The organism is Rhizobium sp. 22-785-1 (assembly GCF_053521965.1).
In genome coordinates, this window is sequence record NZ_JBNWDI010000007.1 from 140,322 (window position 1) to 158,913 (window position 18,592).

Consider the following 18,592-nt stretch of genomic DNA (forward strand, 5'->3'; position numbering starts at 1 on the left):
AGAGAGCAGCGACCCGCCCGTCAGTGGGACGAGCCGTCGATCTGCGGCTTGTCCGGCTCGCTGCCAAACCCGTGCATCCTGAGCGCCCATTGCAACCCGATTACGCCGCCCTTGATTGGCTGGATCGTCAGAAGCGCTACCAGGATGGTGATCGGCACCCATATGGCGAAATGTACCCACATCGGTACCATCAAGACGAGATCGGTCATCATGAAGCCACCGACGGCGACGTGGCCGAGGATCATGATCGAAATATAGGGTGGCAGGTCGTCCGAGCGTTGATGATGCAGATCCTCGCCGCAGGCGGCGCACTGGTCCACCGGCTTCAGCCAGGCTTTGAACAGACGACCGCTGCCGCAGGCCGGGCATCGGCAGGAGATTCCGCGCATGATCGAGCGACCCAGCGGACGCTCCTGCTTTTCGCCGCCATATTGCACTGTCTGTATATCGCTCATACCAATCCCTCCAAGACGTTCTAACCGAACCATTCAACCGCGATATCGTTGCCGATATTGCTATTCGAAAATGCTTCAGCGTTTCCTGCGCGGCGGCCTTGTTCCCGGTGCCGCCGTACGCCCTCCACTCCGGCGCGCCGTCTTGTGGAAGGATCGTGTGCCTGCCGGCATCTTGCGCCCTTCGCTCAACATCTCGAAGCGAAGCGCGCCCGCCAGCGGTACGGCTTCGGCCAGACGAACCTGAACGGTATCGCCAAGCTGGAAGCCAAGACCGGTCTTCTCACCCGTTAGTGCCTGATGCGCTTCGTCATAGATGAAATAATCGGTTCCGATCGTAGATATAGGAACGAAACCGTCTGCGCCAAACTGTGGAAGCGCGACAAATAGTCCCGCCTTGGTGACACCGCCAACCCGGCCTTCGAATTCCTCGCCGACGCGCTCGGAAAGATGGTGCGCTATCAGCCGGTTGATGGTGTCGCGCTCGGCTGCCATGGCGCGCCGCTCGAAAGTGGAAATCTCAGCGGCGATATCGTCGAGTGTGGCTTCCTCCTGTGGCGTGATACCACCTTCACCAAGTCCCAAAGAGCCAACCAGCGCACGATGCACGATCAGGTCCGCATAGCGGCGAATGGGCGAGGTGAAGTGTGCATACTTCATGAGATTGAGGCCGAAGTGGCCGATATTCTCTGGGCTGTAGATCGCCTGGCTCTGCGAGCGCAACACCATCTCGTTGACCATGATCTGATGCGGCGTATCTTCCGCCCGCGCCAGGATGCCGTTGAAGGAGTTGGCGCGCACCTGACCGCCCTTGGCCATAGTGATGCCGAGCGTTGCGAGGAATTCGCGCAACGTCTCCTGCTTTGCAAGTGTGGGGGCATCGTGAACGCGATAGACAAGCGGCTGCTTCTTCTTTTCCAGCGTCTCGGCCGCGGAAACGTTCGCCTGGATCATCATTTCCTCGATCAGCTTATGAGCATCGAGGCGTTCTGGAATGATGACCTTGTCGACAGTGCCATCGTCGCGCAGAACGATCTTGCGCTCCGGCATGTCGAGTTCAAGTGGCTGGCGACGATCGCGCCCGCGCTTCATCACCTCATAGGCGTGCCAGAGTGGCTTCAGAATCGGCTCCAGCATCGGGCCGGTCTTGTCATCGGGCTTGCCGTCGATGGCCGCCTGCGCCTGTTGGTAGGAGAGCTTGGCCGCACTCTTCATCATGATGCGATGGAAAGTATGCGACGCCTTGCGGCCCTCCTTGGAAAACACCATCCTCACCGCAAGAGCAGGGCGGTCGACGCCTTCCTTGAGCGAGCAGAGATCATTGGAAATTCGCTCCGGCAGCATCGGCACGACGCGGTCTGGAAAATAGACGGAATTACCGCGCTTCAGCGCTTCGCGGTCGAGCGGCGCGCCGGAGCGGACATAATAAGACACATCTGCAATCGCCACGGTGACGATCACGCCATCGGGATTGTCAGGCGATGTATCGGGTTCGGCATAGACGGCATCGTCGTGGTCCTTGGCATCCGCCGGGTCGATCGTGATCAGCGGCAGATCGCGCCAGTCTTCACGGTGCGCCATAGTAGCGGGCTTTGCTGCATCCGCTTCCGCCAGAACATTCTGCGGGAAGATGTGCGGAATACCATGTCCATAAATCGCGATCATGGATATGGCTTTTTCAGACGCCACCGAGCCAATGACGGAAAGGACCTTGGCACGCTTGAGGCCGTAGCGCCCACTATTGCGCGAAACTTCCACCTCGATCAGATCGCCATCCTTGGCGTCGCCAACGCCATCGGGATCGATCACCAGCTCTTCGCCGCGCCGATCGACCGGCATCAAGCGCCCACCAGCGCCGGGCTGCTCCTTGAAAACGCCGATCAGCGCGCTCTGGCGGCGATCGATCAGCTTGATGACGCGAGCGGTATAAGCAGGGCCGCTACGGTCCTTGGAGGGGAAAATCTTGGCCAGCACGCGGTCATTCAAGCCAGCTGCCGGTCCCTTTTTGCCACGGTCCTGCGACGACTGGCGGATCAGCACGGCGGGTGCTGCGCCTTGATCTTCCGGCCATTCGGCGGGACGGCCGATCAGTTCGCCATCCTTGTCGCGGGTTGTAATATCCAGAACCGTCACGGGAGGCAGGCCACCGGGTCGCATCAGCGACTTGCGGTTCTTCTGCACCATGCCGTCAACTTCCAATTCCTTTAGTAGAGCTTTCAGCACCACGCGGGTGTCGCCCTTCAGGCCGAACGCCTTGGCGATTTCGCGCTTGGACGCCTGTTGCGGATGTTCGGCAATGAACTTCAGCAACACTTCGCGCGAAGGCACTTCCCCATGGACGATGCCTTCGCTTTCATTCACGCGCTTTGAGCGGGCGGTGCGTCCGAAACCGTCATTGGCGGAATTCTGTTTCTGACGCGGTGCTTTGCTCACGATTCTGCCTTTTTGGTTTTCGCTGCTGTCTTGGGCTTCGCCGCAGCCTTAGGCTTGGCGGCCGCCTTCGTCTTGCTTGCCGCTTTCGCCTTTGCGGGCTTGGCGTCTGCCTCGCCTTCGGTCTTCTTTTTTGCCGGAGCCTTCTTGGCCTTGACCGGCTTGCCGCCGGTCTTGGCAATGCGCTCGGCAATCAGTACCAGCGCCTCATCCAGCGTCACCGTATCCGGAGACTGTGCCTTGGGGATCGTCGCATTGACCTTGCCCCAGTTCACGTAAGGACCAAAGCGACCATCGCGAACGGTAATCGCGCCACCATCCGGGTGATCCCCCAACGACTTCAGCGCGGCAGGCGTCGCGGCGCGGCCACGACCGGGCGCTGCTTTCTTTTCCGCAATCACGGTCACGGCGCGGTTTAGGCCGATGGAAAACACGTCTTCGACGCTCTCCAGATTGGCATAACCACCATCATGCATCAGGAACGGACCATAGCGACCGATGCCGGCAGAAATCATCTTGCCGGTTTCTGGATGCTTGCCGATATCGCGTGGCAAATTGATCAGTGCCAATGCCTTCTCATGGTCGATCTCTTCCGGCTTCCAACCCTTTGGCAGTGAGGCCCGCTTGGCTTCCTTGCCATCGCCACGTTGAATATAGGGTCCGAAACGGCCAGAACGAAGCGTCAGTTCTTCGCCGGTCATTGGATCGGCGCCAAGCGCCTTCGGCTCATTCAGCGCTGCGGCTTCGGCTTCCGCGCCATCGGAGGTCAACTGACGGGTGTAGTTGCAGTCCGGATAGTTGGAGCAGCCGACGAAAGCGCCGTATTTTCCGAGCTTCAGCGATAGGTTGCCGGTGCCGCACACCTGGCAGATGCGCGGATCGGAACCATCTTCGCGCTTGGGGAAGACCAGCGGTGCCAGCACCTCGTTCAGAGCGTCCAGAACGTTGGTGACGCGCAGTTCCTTGGTGTCTTCGATCTGGGCGAAGAAGTCCTTCCAGAAGTCGCGAAGAACCTGTTTCCAATCGAGTTCACCTGCCGAGATCCGGTCGAGCTTCTCTTCCAGATCGGCAGTGAAATCATATTCCACATAGCGGGTGAAGAAGCTTTCCAGGAAGGCCGTCACCAGCCGGCCGCGCGAATGCGGGATCAGTTTGCGCTTGTCGACGACGATATACTCGCGGTCGCTCAGTGTCTTCAGCGTCGCCGCATAGGTGGAGGGTCGGCCGATACCGAGCTCTTCCATCTTCTTGATCAGCGATGCTTCCGAGTAACGCGGTGGCGGCTCGGTGAAATGCTGGCTTGCATTGATCTTCTGCCTGGCAAGATTTTCGCGGGCATTGATCTGCGGCAGGCGTCCACCGTCTTCGCTATCGTCGCTCTGCTCGCCATCTTCCTTCTGATCCGTATAGGCGGCAATGAAGCCATCGAAACGGATGACGGAGCCGACAGCGCGCAGACCTGCCTTCTCGCCCTTGTTGTCGGCAAGAATTTCAACTGTCGTGCGTTCGATCTCTGCGGAGGCCATCTGGCTCGCAATGCCACGTTTCCAGACCAGATCGTAGAGACGAAGCTGATCTGAATCGAGATAACGCTTTACCTTGTCCGGAGAGCGATTGAAGTCCGTCGGACGGATAGCCTCGTGGGCTTCCTGAGCGTTTTTGGCCTTGGTGGAATAGAAGCGCGCCTTTTCCGGCACATAGCGCTCGCCGAACTGCTCGCCGATCGCGCGCCGTGCGGCGTCGATCGCTTCGGGCGCCATCTGCACGCCATCGGTACGCATATAGGTAATGAGACCGACTGTCTCACCGCCGATGTCGATACCTTCATAAAGTCTCTGCGCTACCTGCATCGTGCGCGATGCCGAAAAGCCAAGGCGTGAAGAGGCTGCCTGCTGAAGCGTCGATGTCGTGAAGGGAGGGCCCGGATTACGCTTGACTGGCTTTGCTTCGACCGTATCGACGACGTAGCTTGCGCCTTCCAGCAATGTCTTCAGCCGCGTTGCATCGTCACCGGTCTTGATCGACTTGCCCTGAAGGCGCTTGCCATCGGCCGAAACGAGCTTCGCTTCGAACTCGTCACCGCGTGGTGTCTTCAAGAGTGCGGAGATGTTCCAGTATTCCTCCGAGACGAAGCGCTCGATCTCCGATTCGCGGTCGCACACCAGCCGGAGCGCCACAGACTGCACGCGCCCGGCGGAACGAGCGCCCGGCAGCTTGCGCCAGAGAACCGGCGACAGGTTGAAGCCAACGAGATAATCCAGAGCGCGGCGAGCGAGATAGGCATCGACAAGCGGAACATCGATATCGCGGGGTTCTGCCATAGCATCCAGAACGGCCTTCTTGGTGATCGCGTTGAACACCACGCGCTTGACCGGCTTGTCGCCTAGAACCTTCTTCTTTTTCAGAAGGTCCAGAACGTGCCAGGAAATCGCTTCCCCCTCGCGATCAGGGTCGGTCGCCAGAAACAGGCCATCGGATGCCTTCACGGCATCGGCGATATCCTTCATGCGTTTCTGCGACGCAGGATCGACCTCCCAGGACATTTCAAAATCCTGGTCTGGAAGAACAGAACCATCCTTGGCGGGAAGGTCCCGCACGTGGCCGAACGATGCAAGGACCTGATAGCCGGGGCCAAGATACTTGTTGATCGTCTTGGCTTTTGCCGGAGACTCTACGACGACGACATTCATATTTTTTTCTCTGGGAACATGTCCGTTAACCGGCATCGTCGCTTCTTGCGCATGCAACGACGCCATCCTTTTATTTCGACATGGACAGGTAATGCGCTCCGGTCAAGGGGGAGAGCCCCTTTTTCTGTCTTCGCAGACGCATGCAACTTCTACAATTTTCATCAGAAGGAGACAATTTCAGATAGGCGTGATGCCGTCGCTTGCAGCTCCGCAAGTCCTCCGCTTTAGCGGTGCTTCGATGCGTCACTCTGCCATGATCATGGAAATGCGCCCGCCTGAATGCCGGTTCAATTTACCAGCGATATCGAGTTCGAGTAGCAGAAGATAGACGGTTGCCGCCGGCAGGCCGGTGTGGCGAATGATGTCGTCGGTTTCTACCGGTGAGGGGCCAAGCGCTTGTGCGAGGATGGCGCGCTCATTGTCTCCGGCTCCGGACATCGAGTGGGTGGGGGGACCGCTACTGTCTTCTCTCGCCACCTGCTGAAGATTGAGCCTCGGCTCAATCATCGGTGAAATTGAATCCAGAATATCGGCGGCTTCAGTAACCAGTGTCGCGCCGTCCTTGATGAGGCGGTTGGTGCCATGGCAGCGAGAGTCGAGCGGTGAACCTGGGACTGAAAATACGATGCGGCCGAACTCGCCTGCAAGTCTGGCAGTGATCAGAGAGCCGGAGCGCTCGGCAGCCTCCACGATCAGCACGCCAAGCGAGACGCCGGCAATCAGCCGGTTTCGCCTCGGAAAATCGCGCGCACGCGGCTCCCAGCCAAAAGGCATCTCGCTAATGGTCGCGCCGCCATTGGCATAGATGTCATCGAGGAGGCGGAAATTCTCAGATGGGTAAGGCTTATCCAGACCACCTGCCAGCATGGCAACGGTGCCGGTCGAAAGACTGGCGGCGTGAGCGGCTGCGTCGATGCCGCGAGCAAGACCCGAGGCAATTGTATAGCCAGCCTGTCCGCACTGGCGTGAAAGCATCGCGGCGAATTTCGTCCCGTTGATCGAGGCATTGCGAGAGCCGACTACTCCGAGCGAAGGACGGATAACCGTGGCACTGTTGCCTTTCATAGCGATCAGCGGCGGAGCACCATCGATCTCTCTCAAGGCGGGCGGATAGTCCGGTTCTCCAATGCCGACAAAGCGTGCGCCAAACCGTGCCGCAATCTCCATCTCGCGTTCGGCTTGATCGAGCGTGGTGATGCGTGGGCTGCGCGCCGCTCCACCGCGGCGGGAGAGATCGGGGAGGGCCTCCAGTGCCACTTCAGCACTACCGAAGTGATTGATCAGGTCGCGGAAGGTAACGGGGCCGATATTGTCACTGCGGATCAGCCGCAGCCAGGAAAGCTTTTGCTTCTCCGACAGGACAATGCCGCGTTTCGTTTCTTCATCACGCGACATCGCTTCCTCCAAACTTGCCGGACGATCCTGTCTCAGCCCTTCTTGCCGATCTTGCTTTCGGTGCCTGCCAGCAGCCGCTTGATGTTTTCGCGATGCATATACCAGGAAATGATGCTGAGGACCGTCACCAGCAGTGCTGTCTTCTCCGGTCCCAAGATCCAAAGGACGATCGGGATGATAAGCATGGCGACCAGCGCCGAAAGTGACGAATACTTCGTGACGAAGGCGGTGATCAGCCAGATGGCGGCGAAGGCCAGCATTATGAGAGGAGCTGCACCGAGCAGTACGCCGATATAGGTCGCGACACCCTTGCCGCCCTTGAAGCCGAGCCAGACCGGGAAGAGGTGGCCGAGAAAGGCGAAGAAGCCCGCCACCAGCGATGCTTCATATCCCCAGAGTGCATTGGCGATCAGCACCGCAGCCGTGCCTTTCAGCGCGTCGCAGAGAAGCGTGGCGGCGGCCAGCTTCTTGTTGCCGGTTCGAAGCACGTTGGTTGCGCCGATATTGCCGGAGCCGATCTGGCGAACGTCGCCCAGCCCCGCGGCCCGCGTCAGAAGCAGGCCGAAAGGAATGGAACCGAGGAGGTAGCCGATGATCGCCGCAAGAGCGAGAAATGCGGGCGCTGTGTCCCAAACGGTCAATGCAGTCATGTCTTAGGTCCCCTCTCTATGTGCGTCTTTGCGCACTAACATTTCTACTGCAGTGAATGAACGAGCTTGCCCGCAACATAGGTCGCAACGGCTCGCCCGCTGAAACGCGCATCCTCGAATGGCGTGTTCTTCGAACGCGAGACCAGACCCTTTTCCGAAACCAGCCACGGCTCATCAAGATCGATCAGGGTGATATCGGCCTTGGCACCAGGCTTCAGCGTTCCGGCCTCCAGTCCGAAGATCTGCGCCGGTCGCGTCGATAGCGCATCGATCAACCGCATCAGCGGCACCTGATCGCTGTGATACAGGCGAAGCGCTGCAGCCAGCATCGTTTCCAGTCCGATTGCGCCACTCGCCGCATCCGAGAATGGCAGACGCTTGGTATCGACGTCCTGCGGATCATGCGAGGAGACGATGATGTCGATCGTGCCGTTTTTCAACGCCTCGACCATGGCGACGCGATCGTCTTCGGCGCGAAGTGGCGGCGAAAGCTTGAAGAAAGTGCGATACTCGCCGATATCGTTTTCGTTGAGCGTCAGATGATTGATCGAAATCCCGCAGGTTGCCTTCGCGCCACGGGCCTTGGCAAGCTTGATGGCTTCCGCCGATTCCGGCACGGAAATCTTGGCGGCGTGGTAGTTGGCGCGCGTCAGCGCCGCGATGCGCAGGTCTCGTTCCAGCGGAATGACCTCGGCTTCCTTGGGGATGCCGGGAAGGCCGAGCCAGCTCGCGAGCAGCCCTTCATTCATATCGCCATTGCCGATATATTTGTCGCGGGTTTCAAGCGAGATGACCGCACCAAGTTCGCGGGCATAGGTCATGGCGCGGCGTAGCACCAGTGTATCGGACAGCGCCTTGCGGCCATTGGTAAAGGCCACCGCACCCGCTTCCTTCAGCATGCCGAACTCGGTCATCTCTTCGCCGAGCAGACCTTTCGTCAGAGCCGCGGCCGGGTGCACGTTGACGACGGCCTTATCGCGCGCAGTCTTCTTGACATACTCCACCAGCGCGATGTCATCGATAACTGGGTCGGTATCCGGCATCATGATGAAGCTGGTAACCCCACCTGCGGCAGCGGCACGCGAGGCCGACTCGATCGTTTCGCGGTGTTCGGCGCCGGGTTCTCCGACGAAGACGCGGGCATCCACCAGCCCGGGAACGGCAACGAGGCCTTTGGCGTCACGGACCGTTGCGCCATCCGGCGTCCCTTGGTTCTGCGCATTCTTGCCCGCAGCCAGAATGGTGCCATCGGCACCGATGATGATCGTTCCGGTCTCGTCAAGATTGCGCGACGGGTCGATGATGCGGACATTGTTGAGGACGGTCGCGGCACTCATACGCGCTCTCCCATATTCTGCGAAAGAAGAAGGGTTTCCATCACCGCCATGCGCACGGCAACGCCCATTTCCACTTGGGCTTCGATGACGCTCTGTGGACCATCTGCCACTTCTGAGGCGATTTCCACGCCGCGATTCATCGGGCCGGGATGCATGACAAGCGCGTCTTCCTTGGCAGCCTTCAACTTTTCCGCATCAAGACCGTAATAGTGGAAATATTCGCGCACCGAAGGCACGAAAGAACCTGCCATGCGCTCGCGCTGGAGGCGCAGCATCATCACCACATCGGCACCTTTCAGGCCTTCTTTCATGTCGTGATAGACTTCCACGCTCATATCGGCAATGCCGGAGGGTAGAAGCGTTGGTGGCGCGACGACACGCACACGCGCGCCCATCTGGTTCAGAAGAATAATGTTGGAGCGAGCAACGCGCGAATGCAGCACATCGCCGCAAATAGCAACGGTCATTCCGGAAATGGTGCCCTTGGCGCGGCGGATCGTCAGCGCGTCAAGCAGCGCCTGCGTCGGGTGCTCATGCTGTCCGTCGCCGGCATTGACCAACGAGCAGGCGACCTTTTGTGCCAAAAGCGCTGCCGCACCGGCGGACGAGTGACGCACGATAAGAACATCTGGGCGCATCGCATTCAGCGTCATTGCCGTGTCGATCAGCGTCTCGCCCTTCTTCACCGAAGAGTTACCGACGGACATGTTCATCACGTCCGCGCCCAGGCGTTTTCCGGCCAGTTCGAAGGAGGATTGCGTGCGGGTTGAGGCTTCGAAGAACAGATTGATCTGTGTCAGCCCACGAAGCGTGGACGTCTTCTTTTCACGCTGGCGGCTGATCTTTACGGCCTCATCGGCCTTGTCGAGAAGAAGCGTGATATCCTGATGGGAAAGCCCCTTGATGCCAAGCAGATGGCGATGGGGAAAATAGACCATGGAACTGTCCTCCGGGCCGGAATAGTCAGTCGCGGTCTATAAAGACAGGTGGCTTTGTCGGCAAGCATGGGATAAGCCGGGAACGAGCCTATATAGGCAATTAATTGCAAATCCCGACAAAAGTACACGATGACAGATATGAACCGGACTGAAGAACAGCTTGCCGAATTAAACCAGCCTAGCCTCTGGTCCGGGATCAATGCCTATCGGTCCGACCCGCTCATCGTCGATCTGACCTCAAATCTCTCGCGCCCGCTTCGCGACGAACTGGATCAGATCGGTCGCTATGTTACCTCGGCGGAAGCCCAGGAGCTGGCTCGCATGGCAAATCGCAGCACGCCGCAGCTTCACACCCACGGTCCTCGCGGCGAACGTCTCGATCAGGTGGAGTTTCATCCCGCCTGGCATGCGCTGATGCGCCGTTCCATGTCGTCCGGCCTGCACAGTGCTGCCTGGGAAAACTCCGCCGATACGCGCGGCAACGAACACAAGGCGCGCGCCACGAAATTTTATCTCACGGCGCAGCTGGAAGCCGGCCATCTCTGCCCGCTGACCATGACCCACGCGTCGATCGCAGCGCTGATGGCATCACCCCGCGTGCAGAATGAATGGGCGCCGAAGATCCTCTCGCGCAAATATGATTCGTCGCAGAAACCCGCTATGCAGAAGACAGCCGTCACGGTCGGCATGGGCATGACGGAGAAGCAGGGCGGCACGGATGTGCGCGCCAACCGCACCACGGCAGAGCGGGTGGGCGAAGGTATCTATCGCCTCTCCGGCCACAAGTGGTTCCTGTCGGCCCCGATGAGCGACGGCTTCGTCATGCTGGCGCAGATGGGCGATGGCATGGGCTGCTTCCTCGTGCCGCGCTTCCTTGAAGACGGCTCGGCGAACGGTTTGCATTTCCAGCGCTTGAAAGACAAGCTTGGCAACCGCTCGAATGCGTCTGCCGAGGTCGAATTCACCGACGCCTTCGGCTATTTGCTGGGTGAACCCGGTGCCGGCGTCCGCACCATTCTCGACATGGTGACATTGACGCGGCTCGATTGCGCCCTGGCATCTTCGGGCATGATGCGCGCTTCGCTCGCCGAAGCGGTTCACTTTGCCCGCGGTCGTTCGGTCTTCGGCAAGCCGCTCGTCAACCAGCCGGTGATGACACGCGTGTTGGCGGACATGGCGCTGGATGTTGCTGCTGCAACCGCATTGTCCTTCCGCCTCGCCAGCGCCTTCGACAGCGCCCGCAGCAATCCGGCGGAAGCGGCCTATGCCCGCGTCATGACACCCATCGTCAAGTACTGGTGCTGCAAGATCGCGCCGGCCTTGATCTATGAGGCTATGGAAAGCCTCGGCGGCAATGGGTACGTCGAAGAGCGTCCGATTGCTCGCCACTACCGCGAAGCTCCGGTCAACGCCATCTGGGAAGGCTCCGGCAATGTCATGGCGCTCGACGTGCTGCGCGTGCTTCAACGCGGCAAGGATCTCTTCGATCTCGTTTTCGAAACACTGGAGCGCGACCTCGGACCGTCCGGCAAAAAGACCACCGACGTTCTGCGTGCAGCGATTGCGCTTTGCGAGCGCGACGAAGGTGCCGCCCGCCTTCTGGTGGAGCAGTTTGCACTTGCTGCTGCCGCCGCCGAACTCTGCCGCATCGGGGCAGGGCGCATTGCAGACGCCTTCCTCGAAACGCGCCTGGCTGGCGGCTGGCGACATACCTACGGCATGCTAGACAGCCGCTTCGACCCAACCTACATCATCGATCTACTTTATCCGCCGGTGTCGTGATGCTGACCTTCCGCAAAGCCGTTCCACAAGACGAAGATGCGCTTTACGCCATCTGCCTTGCAACGGGCGATTCGGGGAAGGATGCAACGCATCTCTACGCCGACGACAAGATCGTCGGTAACATCTATGCCGTTCCCTATCTCCATCTTTGTCCAGACAGCGCTTTCGTTGCCGAAGACGGAGAGGGCGTCTGCGGCTACATCGTCGGCGCTACTGACACCGCAGCCTACGAAAAACTGCTGGAGCAGGCTTGGTGGCCGAAGCTGCGCGAACGTTATCCAATCGCGGAAGAAGAGGGTAATCTTCTGCCCGAAGAACACCGCAAGCGCGTTGCCTTCATTCACCAGCCGTCGCAAATGCCGGCTGCGGTGCTTCAGAATTATCCCGCTCATATCCACATGAACCTGTTGGAGAGGGCTCGCGGTACCGGTGGCGGTTCTCGTCTTTTGTCGATGTGGGTAGAGATGGCGCGGGGCAGGGGTACTCCCGGCATTCACCTCGGCGCCAATCCTGAAAATCACACTGGCATCGCTTTCTGGCAATCACGTGGCTTCGCACCGCTTGCCGGGATGCCAGCCGGCACCGCATGGTTTGGCATGTCCTTGGGGGACTGAGCCCAAGAAACAGCCGTCTTTTCCACCATCCACAGGAAAGCCACGGCTGCTAGGTTTCATCTCGATTGTCGCGTTGTTAACTCTTTGCTAACCGCGCAAGATAGTCATCAATCGGAGATTCGGAAAAGCCATGCTCGCCATCGATGGCACTGCCGCCCTTATGTCGCCCGCGCCGGAAAAGCGTATCAAGGATCGCGCAGCGACGGAGAAGGCGATCTTTGCTGCGGCGAAGTCCCTGCTGGCGGATGAAGGCTTTCAGGGTTTCGGTATCAATGCCGTGGCGCGTCGCGCAGGTTGCGACAAGCAACTGATCTATCGGTATTTCGGCGGTCTCGAAGGGCTGGTCTCGGCCATTGGCGAAGATTTGGCATCCTGGGTGCAGGAGCGCATTCCGCAAGATACGGGCGGCATGTTCCTGCTGACCTATGGCGATCTGATGGAGAGACTGATGCTCTCCTATCTCGATGCGCTGCGCGCCGATCCGCTGGTTTGCAAGATAATCGCCTGGGAAGTCTCCGAGCAGACGCCGCAGGTCAAACAACTGGCAGAAGCGCGTTCCAAGGCTCTTGCAAAATGGATAGACCGCATGCGCGGTTCGCTCCAGCCGCCGAAGGGCGTCGACGCTTCGGTGATGAATGCCATGCTCTTCGCCGCGATCCAGCATCTCGTAATTGCAGGTGGCACGAATGGCCAGTTTTCCGGTGTGTCGCTGAAGAGTGACAAGGACTGGGACAAGATCGCAACTGCGGTAAAGCGCGTGGTTCGAGCGCTTTACGGTTGATCCAGGTCTCCTGAAACCAGTTTCTGCATCAAACCGGTTCCGGCTTTACCTGTGCGCTGCGCGTGGTGGGCATTTCATTATCCACAACGTTTCTCTCTCGTTAACCATAGATGCAGGTTTCGTTTGCAAGGCGTTAACGACAGGATCATTCTGTTAATGATTTGTTAACCACGAAATCCGAGCTGGATGAGAAGGAAGCGCTGTGAGCCGCTGGATACCTTTGAGCGTCATGATGACGTTTTTCGCCCTTCTACCACTGGATCTGAACGCCCCGACGCTGAACCTTTGCATCATGGCGTTGGTCCGGTGGAGTGTCATTTCGGTTCTTCCTGATGGCGAGTTCGCCGGAGCCAACCTGGCAGGGGAGCGGATGGCATGAAGTGGTTTCTGATATTGTGGGCGGGTCCCGTGCTTTTTCTCGGAACCTGGTATGGTCTGTCCTATTACGACATGAGCTTTGGCTTCTTCATGCTGACGCGGCAGAGTCATGATCTGGTTTTCCAGATTTACGGCAACGTGCTCGGCATCCCGCCCGAGACGATACCGCCGCTTGTCGCGCGCGCCATCATGGTCGATAGCCTGCTCGTCTTTGCGCTTATCGGGTTTCGTAAACGCAAAGCGATTGCAGCGTGGTGGCGGTTGCGTCAGCCGTCCGTAGACGCCTCTCTTGCGAGCATGGAGAGCCGGTCCAAGGCGCCCTGAAGGATGAAGCTCGCGGCGGCGGAATCGATCCGCTCGGCGCGCTTGGCTCGAGAGACGTCCATTTCCAACAAAGCTCGCTCGGCAGCGACCGTGGACAGCCTTTCGTCCCAGAAGATAAAAGGAATATCTGTCTTCTCGCTCATGGAGCGCACGAAGGCGCGGGTGGCCTGAACACGTGGACCGGCGGAGCCGTCCATGTTCATCGGCAGGCCAATGACGAACGCCGCAACCATTTCTTTCGCGGCGAAATCCAGGAGAAGTGCAGCATCCTGGGTAAACTTGATGCGCTTGAGAACCGGGCGAGGGGTGGCAAACCGCCGGGACAGATCCGACATGGCAAGACCAATCGTCTTGGTCCCGAGATCGAGACCGGCGATCGCCTGTCCGGACCCCAAGGTCTCAGCGAGTTCTTCTATCGTCAACGTCGCCATTCGGTGACCTTTATCTTTTGCGGACGAATTCCGTGCGCAGCACCAAGCCCTTGACCGCATCGCTCTTGCAGTCGATTTCTTCAGGGTTTTCGGTCAGCCGGATCGACTTGATCACGGTGCCCTGCTTCAATGTAGTGCTGGTACCCTTGACTTTCAGGTCCTTGATCAGCGTGACAGAATCGCCATCTGCAAGCAGGTTGCCTGCGGCATCGCGAACCTCATTGGCCTTGGCCGCTGCGGCTGCGACTTCCGAGGCAGGGCGCCATTCGCCGGTTGCCTCGTCATACACATAGTCGTCATTATCTGCGGCCATCCTATCACTCCAAAGTAAGGTTTTGGGTTTTATGGGTGGTCCTATCTCATAAGATCGCAGGAACACAAAGGAGAACTTCGATGAAAATCACCTGGCTAGGCCATTCCGCTTTCCGTCTTGAAACAGGCCACGCAAAGATCCTGATCGATCCTTTCTTCACCGGAAATCCGGGCTTTGCCGGACAGGACGCCAAGGATGCGGCAAGCGGCATCACCCATATTCTCCTCACACACGGTCACGGGGACCACGTCGGTGACACGGTGCGACTTGCGGCAGAGACCGGCGCAACAGTGCTGGCCAATGCGGATCTTGCCGCATGGCTCGGCTCCAAGGGCGTTCAGAAGCTTGAGATGGGCAATACCGGCGGCACGGTGGGTTTTGAAGGATTTTCCGTCACCTTCACCAATGCGCTGCACTCCTCCGCGCAAATTACCGAAGATGGCGTGTCCCATTCGCTTGGTAACGCCAATGGCCTGATGCTGCATTTCGAAGACGGCCCATCGGTTTATCATATGGGCGACACGGATATCTTCTCCGACATGGCCCTGATAAACGAGTTGCACGAGCCGGAAGTCGGCCTTGTTCCCGTCGGCGATCGCTTTACTATGGGCGGTGCGGTGGCAGCTCTTGCCTGCCAGCGCTTCTTTAAGCTCCGCCATGCAATTCCCTGCCACTACGGTTCGTTCCCGATCGTCGACCAGACTGCCGACAAGTTCGTGTCCGGCATGGACGGTTCGCAGACGCGGGTGGATGTCCCCAAGGTTGGACAAGTCCTGTCGTTCTGATGACCCGGCATCAGCGTGTCACGGCCCAAAACTGCGCCGCAGAGGGCCGCGACACGCTTTCTACCGTTGCGAAGGGCGGATATGGTCATTATAGCGGGTAGAAAATTCTTGACTGGAGTAGAACCATGTCCGTCGATCTTGCCACCGTGAAGCGCGTCGCACGCCTTTCCCGCATTGCCGTCAGCGAAGAAGATGCCAACACCATGCTTGGCCAACTGAATGGCATTCTCGGTTTCGTGGAGCAACTGTCGGAAGTGAATGTGGATGGCGTAGAGCCGATGACATCGGTAACGCCGGTTGCCATGAAAAAGCGCGCCGATGCGGTGACCGACGGTAACAAGGCCGATGACATCGTTGCCAATGCGCCAGCTACCGAGCGCAACTTCTTCATGGTTCCGAAGGTGGTCGAGTAAGCGCTCGCCGTTTGCTCCCACATTGAAAATTCAAAAGTTTCGAAAGCCGTTGCCGATATGACCGAACTGACAAGCCTCACCATTGCCGAAGCGCGTGACAGACTGAAATCCAAGGATTTCTCCGCCGTCGAATTGACGGATGCCTATCTGACTGCCATCGATGCCGCCAACGAGAAGCTCAACGCCTATGTCGTGACGACGCATGACAAGGCGCGTGACATGGCGAACGCCTCCGATCAGAAGCTGGCAGCCGGTAATGGCGGTGCGCTCGAAGGCATTCCGCTTGGCGTGAAAGACTTGTTCGCGACCCGCGACATCCATACCCAGGCCTGCTCGCATGTGCTCGACGGCTTCAAGCCGAAATACGAGTCCACCGTGACCCAGAACCTGTGGGATGACGGTGCGGTGCTTCTTGGCAAGCTCAACATGGACGAATTCGCCATGGGCTCGTCGAATGAGAGCTCCTATTACGGTCCCGTCGTGAACCCCTGGCGCGCTGAAGGCTCCGAAAAGAGCCTCGTTCCCGGCGGTTCCTCCGGCGGTTCTGCTGCCGCGGTCGCGGCGCATCTCTGCGCCGGCGCTACCGCAACCGATACCGGTGGCTCCATCCGCCAGCCAGCAGCCTTCACCGGCACGGTCGGCATCAAGCCTACCTATGGACGCTGCTCGCGCTGGGGCATCGTCGCTTACGCCTCCTCGCTCGACCAGGCTGGTCCAATTGCCCGCGATGTACGCGATGCTGCAATCCTGCTGAAGTCCATGGCAAGCGTCGATGCAAAGGACACCACCTCCGTCGATTTGCCTGTGCCGGATTATGAAAAGGCCATCGGCCAGTCGTTGAAGGGCCTGAAGATTGGTATTCCGAAAGAGTATCGCGTCGAGGGCATGCCGGAAGAAATCGAAAAGCTTTGGGCACAGGGAATTGCCTGGCTGAAGGATGCCGGCGCGGAGGTCGTCGATATCACTCTGCCGCACACCAAATACGCGCTGCCGGCCTATTACATTGTGGCGCCTGCCGAGGCTTCGTCAAACCTCGCCCGCTATGACGGCGTTCGCTATGGTCTGCGCGTCGATGGCAAGGACATTGCCGACATGTACGAGAAGAGCCGAGCTGCCGGTTTCGGCTCGGAAGTGAAGCGCCGCATCATGGTCGGCACCTATGTTCTTTCTGCCGGCTATTACGACGCCTATTACCTCAAGGCGCAGAAGGTCCGCACGCTGATCAAGCGCGACTTCGAAAACGTCTTCCATGACGGTGTCGATGCCGTTCTCGCTCCTATCACGCCGTCTTCGGCCTTCGAAATTGGTGACAAAGAACTGGCCGCAGATCCGGTCAAGATGTATCTGCAGGACGTGTTCACCATCACGGTGAACATGGCAGGTCTGCCGGGTCTTTCCGTTCCTGCCGGTCTGGACGGCAGGGGCCTGCCACTCGGCCTTCAGCTGATCGGCAAGCCGTTTGAGGAAGAAACGCTGTTCAAGACTGCGCACGCCATCGAGCAGGCAGCGGGCAAGTTCACGCCCGCCAAGTGGTGGTAACGGGTCTTATCATTAGAGCCATGGCCGAGGCCGATCGCGATGCGGTCGGCCTCATCGGTTTTTGCGCCTGGCAATCGAGCAGCGCGTTCGAAGATACCTATCTCGACCCGGTCGTGATCGAACGGGTGCGCGGTGAATTTGAGGTTTTCGCAAAAGAGACCACCTGTGATGTCGTCGTGGCTGAGGTCGATGGCGTGACGGTTGGCTGGGGTGCCCGCGCTGGAGAGCCTGACTATATTTCCGACATCTGGATTGATCCTGATTATCAGGGCAGAGGCATTGGTCGGATGCTAGTCGAGCATTTCCTTGGGGAGATGCGCCGCTCGCATATCTCGACAGCCAAAATCTCGACCCATGCTAGAAACGTCTACGCTATTCGCGCCTATGAACGTTGCGGTTTTCGCCTGATTTGGCAGGGCAAGCAGTGGTCCGAAACTATGAAGGTTGAGCTTCAAAAGGTCCGCCTGGAAAAAGTCATCTGAAGCATCTCTCGCAAAGCGGTGACGCTCTGCTATGCTGCAGCCCGGCTCGATAAAGGGAGGCAAACATGGCAGCGGATAATGCACGACATGAACTGTTCCTGATGCGCGAAATCGATGCGCCAACAACGAAAATCTACCGCGCCTGGACTGATCCTGAATTGTTGAAACAATGGTTCTGTCCAACGCCCTGGGGCGTGTCTCACGCTGAACTTGACGTTCGTGCAGGCGGTTCAAGCTTCATCGTCATGAAAGGACCAAATGGCGAAGAGGTTGAAAACCGCGGCGTTTATCTCGAAGTCGTGCCAAATGAGAAGCTCGTCTTTACTGACGCTTTCACAACGGCCTGGGTACCGTCGGAAAAACCCTTCATGACGGGCATCGTCGTACTGGAGCCATTGGGCGACGGCAGGACTAAATATACGGCGATCGCACGACATTGGACTGAGGAAGACAAAAAGACCCATGAAGCGATGGGCTTTCACGAGGGCTGGGGCGCCGCGACGGATCAGTTGGTTGCATTGTTAGCCAAGATATAAGGTGCGGCGGCCAAGTCTGACCGCCGCATCTAATTGTCAGCGATTGTCGAGTTCGCCTCTCACCAGCTCCAGCCCGCGTGTGGTGATGCGGTAGGGCTGGCTTCTGGACGAGGAGATAGCCCTTTTGCGCTTCAGCTTGCGAAACGTGATGAGGTCGAGGCCGCTGAACACCCAGCCGTCGCGCGTGTACAGCACGAGGGTTTCAATTCTGCGGTTTTGGTCTCGGATAAGTTCGATTCTGCCGCCCTGGGCGAGCAGATGGAGAATGCGCTGTTCCGCGCGGGAAATGTCCATGATTTGGAATCCGGCTTGCATCCAGATG

General features: G+C 58.7%; 20 protein-coding genes. 10 read left to right on the plus strand and 10 right to left on the minus strand.

The window, feature by feature from the left end:
- Positions 1-20: 20 nt before the first annotated feature.
- From ACQZ5M_RS15450 to ACQZ5M_RS15480, 7 genes are all read right to left on the minus strand, one after another.
- Complete coding sequence (locus ACQZ5M_RS15450) at positions 21-455, minus strand: DUF983 domain-containing protein (RefSeq protein ID WP_296020923.1); 435 nt, start codon at positions 453-455, stop codon at positions 21-23.
- A gap of 75 nt (positions 456-530) precedes the next feature.
- The gene (gene rnr, locus ACQZ5M_RS15455) at positions 531-2,885 is read right to left on the minus strand and encodes a ribonuclease R (protein WP_449080201.1); all 2,355 of its coding nucleotides are present in this window, start codon (positions 2,883-2,885) and stop codon (positions 531-533) included.
- On the minus strand, positions 2,882-5,572 hold the full coding sequence (gene topA / locus ACQZ5M_RS15460; RefSeq protein WP_296074867.1) for a type I DNA topoisomerase: 2,691 nt from the start codon (positions 5,570-5,572) through the stop codon (positions 2,882-2,884). Before topA ends, rnr begins: the two co-directional genes overlap by 4 nt.
- A gap of 243 nt (positions 5,573-5,815) precedes the next feature.
- Positions 5,816-6,967 carry a DNA-processing protein DprA gene (gene dprA, locus ACQZ5M_RS15465; RefSeq protein WP_449080202.1) on the minus strand — a complete coding sequence of 384 codons (1,152 nt, stop codon included), beginning with the start codon at positions 6,965-6,967 and terminating at the stop codon, positions 5,816-5,818.
- 32 nt (positions 6,968-6,999) lie between these two features.
- Complete coding sequence (gene plsY, locus ACQZ5M_RS15470) at positions 7,000-7,617, minus strand: glycerol-3-phosphate 1-O-acyltransferase PlsY (protein ID WP_449080203.1); 618 nt, start codon at positions 7,615-7,617, stop codon at positions 7,000-7,002.
- 44 nt (positions 7,618-7,661) lie between these two features.
- Positions 7,662-8,954 carry a dihydroorotase gene (locus tag ACQZ5M_RS15475; protein WP_296100645.1) on the minus strand — a complete coding sequence of 431 codons (1,293 nt, stop codon included), beginning with the start codon at positions 8,952-8,954 and terminating at the stop codon, positions 7,662-7,664.
- Positions 8,951-9,892, minus strand: coding sequence for an aspartate carbamoyltransferase catalytic subunit (locus ACQZ5M_RS15480; RefSeq protein ID WP_449080204.1), 942 nt, complete (start codon positions 9,890-9,892; stop codon positions 8,951-8,953). The genes ACQZ5M_RS15475 and ACQZ5M_RS15480 overlap by 4 nt, the downstream gene beginning before the upstream one ends.
- Before the next feature lie 129 nt (positions 9,893-10,021).
- On the opposite strand from ACQZ5M_RS15480, the gene ACQZ5M_RS15485 reads away from it, so the two are divergent.
- The 5 genes from ACQZ5M_RS15485 (at position 10,022) to ACQZ5M_RS15505 (ending at position 13,771) form a co-directional block, all read left to right on the plus strand.
- On the plus strand, positions 10,022-11,674 hold the full coding sequence (locus tag ACQZ5M_RS15485) for an acyl-CoA dehydrogenase family protein (protein ID WP_449080205.1): 1,653 nt from the start codon (positions 10,022-10,024) through the stop codon (positions 11,672-11,674).
- Entirely contained in the window at positions 11,674-12,288 is a 615-nt protein-coding gene (locus tag ACQZ5M_RS15490) for a GNAT family N-acetyltransferase (protein ID WP_449080206.1), read from the plus strand. The genes ACQZ5M_RS15485 and ACQZ5M_RS15490 overlap by 1 nt, the downstream gene beginning before the upstream one ends.
- A 130-nt stretch (positions 12,289-12,418) precedes the next feature.
- Positions 12,419-13,069, plus strand: coding sequence for a TetR/AcrR family transcriptional regulator (locus ACQZ5M_RS15495; RefSeq protein ID WP_296037930.1), 651 nt, complete (start codon positions 12,419-12,421; stop codon positions 13,067-13,069).
- Between the two features lie 202 nt (positions 13,070-13,271).
- Positions 13,272-13,448 (plus strand): hypothetical protein, encoded by a 177-nt coding sequence (locus tag ACQZ5M_RS15500; protein WP_296020901.1) that lies wholly within the window; start codon positions 13,272-13,274, stop codon positions 13,446-13,448.
- Positions 13,445-13,771 carry a DUF6105 family protein gene (locus tag ACQZ5M_RS15505; RefSeq protein WP_296084338.1) on the plus strand — a complete coding sequence of 109 codons (327 nt, stop codon included), beginning with the start codon at positions 13,445-13,447 and terminating at the stop codon, positions 13,769-13,771. Before ACQZ5M_RS15500 ends, ACQZ5M_RS15505 begins: the two co-directional genes overlap by 4 nt.
- Here ACQZ5M_RS15505 and ruvX read toward each other — a convergent pair.
- Together ruvX and ACQZ5M_RS15515 are read right to left on the minus strand one after the other, a co-directional pair.
- Positions 13,714-14,202 carry a Holliday junction resolvase RuvX gene (gene ruvX, locus ACQZ5M_RS15510; protein ID WP_449080207.1) on the minus strand — a complete coding sequence of 163 codons (489 nt, stop codon included), beginning with the start codon at positions 14,200-14,202 and terminating at the stop codon, positions 13,714-13,716. The two genes, ACQZ5M_RS15505 and ruvX, sit on opposite strands and share 58 nt — an antisense overlap.
- Before the next feature lie 10 nt (positions 14,203-14,212).
- Positions 14,213-14,515: a zinc ribbon domain-containing protein YjdM gene (locus ACQZ5M_RS15515; RefSeq protein WP_296074840.1), complete on the minus strand. Its 303-nt coding sequence runs from the start codon at positions 14,513-14,515 to the stop codon at positions 14,213-14,215.
- An 80-nt stretch (positions 14,516-14,595) separates the two neighbouring features.
- Here ACQZ5M_RS15515 and ACQZ5M_RS15520 point away from each other — a divergent pair, with 80 nt between their 5' ends.
- The 5 genes from ACQZ5M_RS15520 to ACQZ5M_RS15540 all read left to right on the plus strand — a co-directional run bounded on the left by ACQZ5M_RS15520 (position 14,596) and on the right by ACQZ5M_RS15540 (position 18,270).
- The gene (locus ACQZ5M_RS15520) at positions 14,596-15,300 is read left to right on the plus strand and encodes a metal-dependent hydrolase (protein WP_296020894.1); all 705 of its coding nucleotides are present in this window, start codon (positions 14,596-14,598) and stop codon (positions 15,298-15,300) included.
- Positions 15,301-15,425: 125 nt separating this feature from the next.
- Positions 15,426-15,713 (plus strand): Asp-tRNA(Asn)/Glu-tRNA(Gln) amidotransferase subunit GatC, encoded by a 288-nt coding sequence (gene gatC, locus ACQZ5M_RS15525; protein WP_449080208.1) that lies wholly within the window; start codon positions 15,426-15,428, stop codon positions 15,711-15,713.
- 57 nt (positions 15,714-15,770) lie between these two features.
- Entirely contained in the window at positions 15,771-17,252 is a 1,482-nt protein-coding gene (gene gatA, locus ACQZ5M_RS15530; RefSeq protein ID WP_449080209.1) for an Asp-tRNA(Asn)/Glu-tRNA(Gln) amidotransferase subunit GatA, read from the plus strand.
- Positions 17,246-17,734, plus strand: a complete 489-nt coding sequence (locus ACQZ5M_RS15535) for a GNAT family N-acetyltransferase (protein ID WP_449080210.1) — start codon at positions 17,246-17,248, stop codon at positions 17,732-17,734. Before gatA ends, ACQZ5M_RS15535 begins: the two co-directional genes overlap by 7 nt.
- A gap of 65 nt (positions 17,735-17,799) precedes the next feature.
- A complete protein-coding gene (locus ACQZ5M_RS15540) occupies positions 17,800-18,270 on the plus strand; it encodes an SRPBCC family protein (RefSeq protein ID WP_449080211.1) in 471 nt (156 codons plus the stop codon).
- Between the two features lie 36 nt (positions 18,271-18,306).
- On the opposite strand, the gene ACQZ5M_RS15545 is transcribed toward ACQZ5M_RS15540, so the two are convergent.
- A complete protein-coding gene (locus ACQZ5M_RS15545; RefSeq protein ID WP_296074828.1) occupies positions 18,307-18,564 on the minus strand; it encodes a YjhX family toxin in 258 nt (85 codons plus the stop codon).
- Positions 18,565-18,592 lie beyond the last annotated feature (28 nt).

Coding starts and splice junctions, on each gene's coding strand:
- ACQZ5M_RS15545 (WP_296074828.1), bottom strand. CDS start 18,564: ATGGACATTTCCCGCGCGGAACAGCGCATTCTCCATCTGCTCGCCCAG.
- ACQZ5M_RS15540 (WP_449080211.1), top strand. CDS start 17,800: ATGGCAGCGGATAATGCACGACATGAACTGTTCCTGATGCGCGAAATC.
- dprA (WP_449080202.1), bottom strand. CDS start 6,967: ATGTCGCGTGATGAAGAAACGAAACGCGGCATTGTCCTGTCGGAGAAG.
- gatC (WP_449080208.1), top strand. CDS start 15,426: ATGTCCGTCGATCTTGCCACCGTGAAGCGCGTCGCACGCCTTTCCCGC.
- ACQZ5M_RS15505 (WP_296084338.1), top strand. CDS start 13,445: ATGAAGTGGTTTCTGATATTGTGGGCGGGTCCCGTGCTTTTTCTCGGA.
- ruvX (WP_449080207.1), bottom strand. CDS start 14,202: ATGGCGACGTTGACGATAGAAGAACTCGCTGAGACCTTGGGGTCCGGA.
- ACQZ5M_RS15475 (WP_296100645.1), bottom strand. CDS start 8,954: ATGAGTGCCGCGACCGTCCTCAACAATGTCCGCATCATCGACCCGTCG.
- ACQZ5M_RS15485 (WP_449080205.1), top strand. CDS start 10,022: ATGACAGATATGAACCGGACTGAAGAACAGCTTGCCGAATTAAACCAG.
- ACQZ5M_RS15450 (WP_296020923.1), bottom strand. CDS start 455: ATGAGCGATATACAGACAGTGCAATATGGCGGCGAAAAGCAGGAGCGT.
- gatA (WP_449080209.1), top strand. CDS start 15,771: ATGACCGAACTGACAAGCCTCACCATTGCCGAAGCGCGTGACAGACTG.
- topA (WP_296074867.1), bottom strand. CDS start 5,572: ATGAATGTCGTCGTCGTAGAGTCTCCGGCAAAAGCCAAGACGATCAAC.
- ACQZ5M_RS15515 (WP_296074840.1), bottom strand. CDS start 14,515: ATGGCCGCAGATAATGACGACTATGTGTATGACGAGGCAACCGGCGAA.
- ACQZ5M_RS15495 (WP_296037930.1), top strand. CDS start 12,419: ATGCTCGCCATCGATGGCACTGCCGCCCTTATGTCGCCCGCGCCGGAA.
- ACQZ5M_RS15480 (WP_449080204.1), bottom strand. CDS start 9,892: ATGGTCTATTTTCCCCATCGCCATCTGCTTGGCATCAAGGGGCTTTCC.
- ACQZ5M_RS15490 (WP_449080206.1), top strand. CDS start 11,674: ATGCTGACCTTCCGCAAAGCCGTTCCACAAGACGAAGATGCGCTTTAC.
- ACQZ5M_RS15520 (WP_296020894.1), top strand. CDS start 14,596: ATGAAAATCACCTGGCTAGGCCATTCCGCTTTCCGTCTTGAAACAGGC.
- plsY (WP_449080203.1), bottom strand. CDS start 7,617: ATGACTGCATTGACCGTTTGGGACACAGCGCCCGCATTTCTCGCTCTT.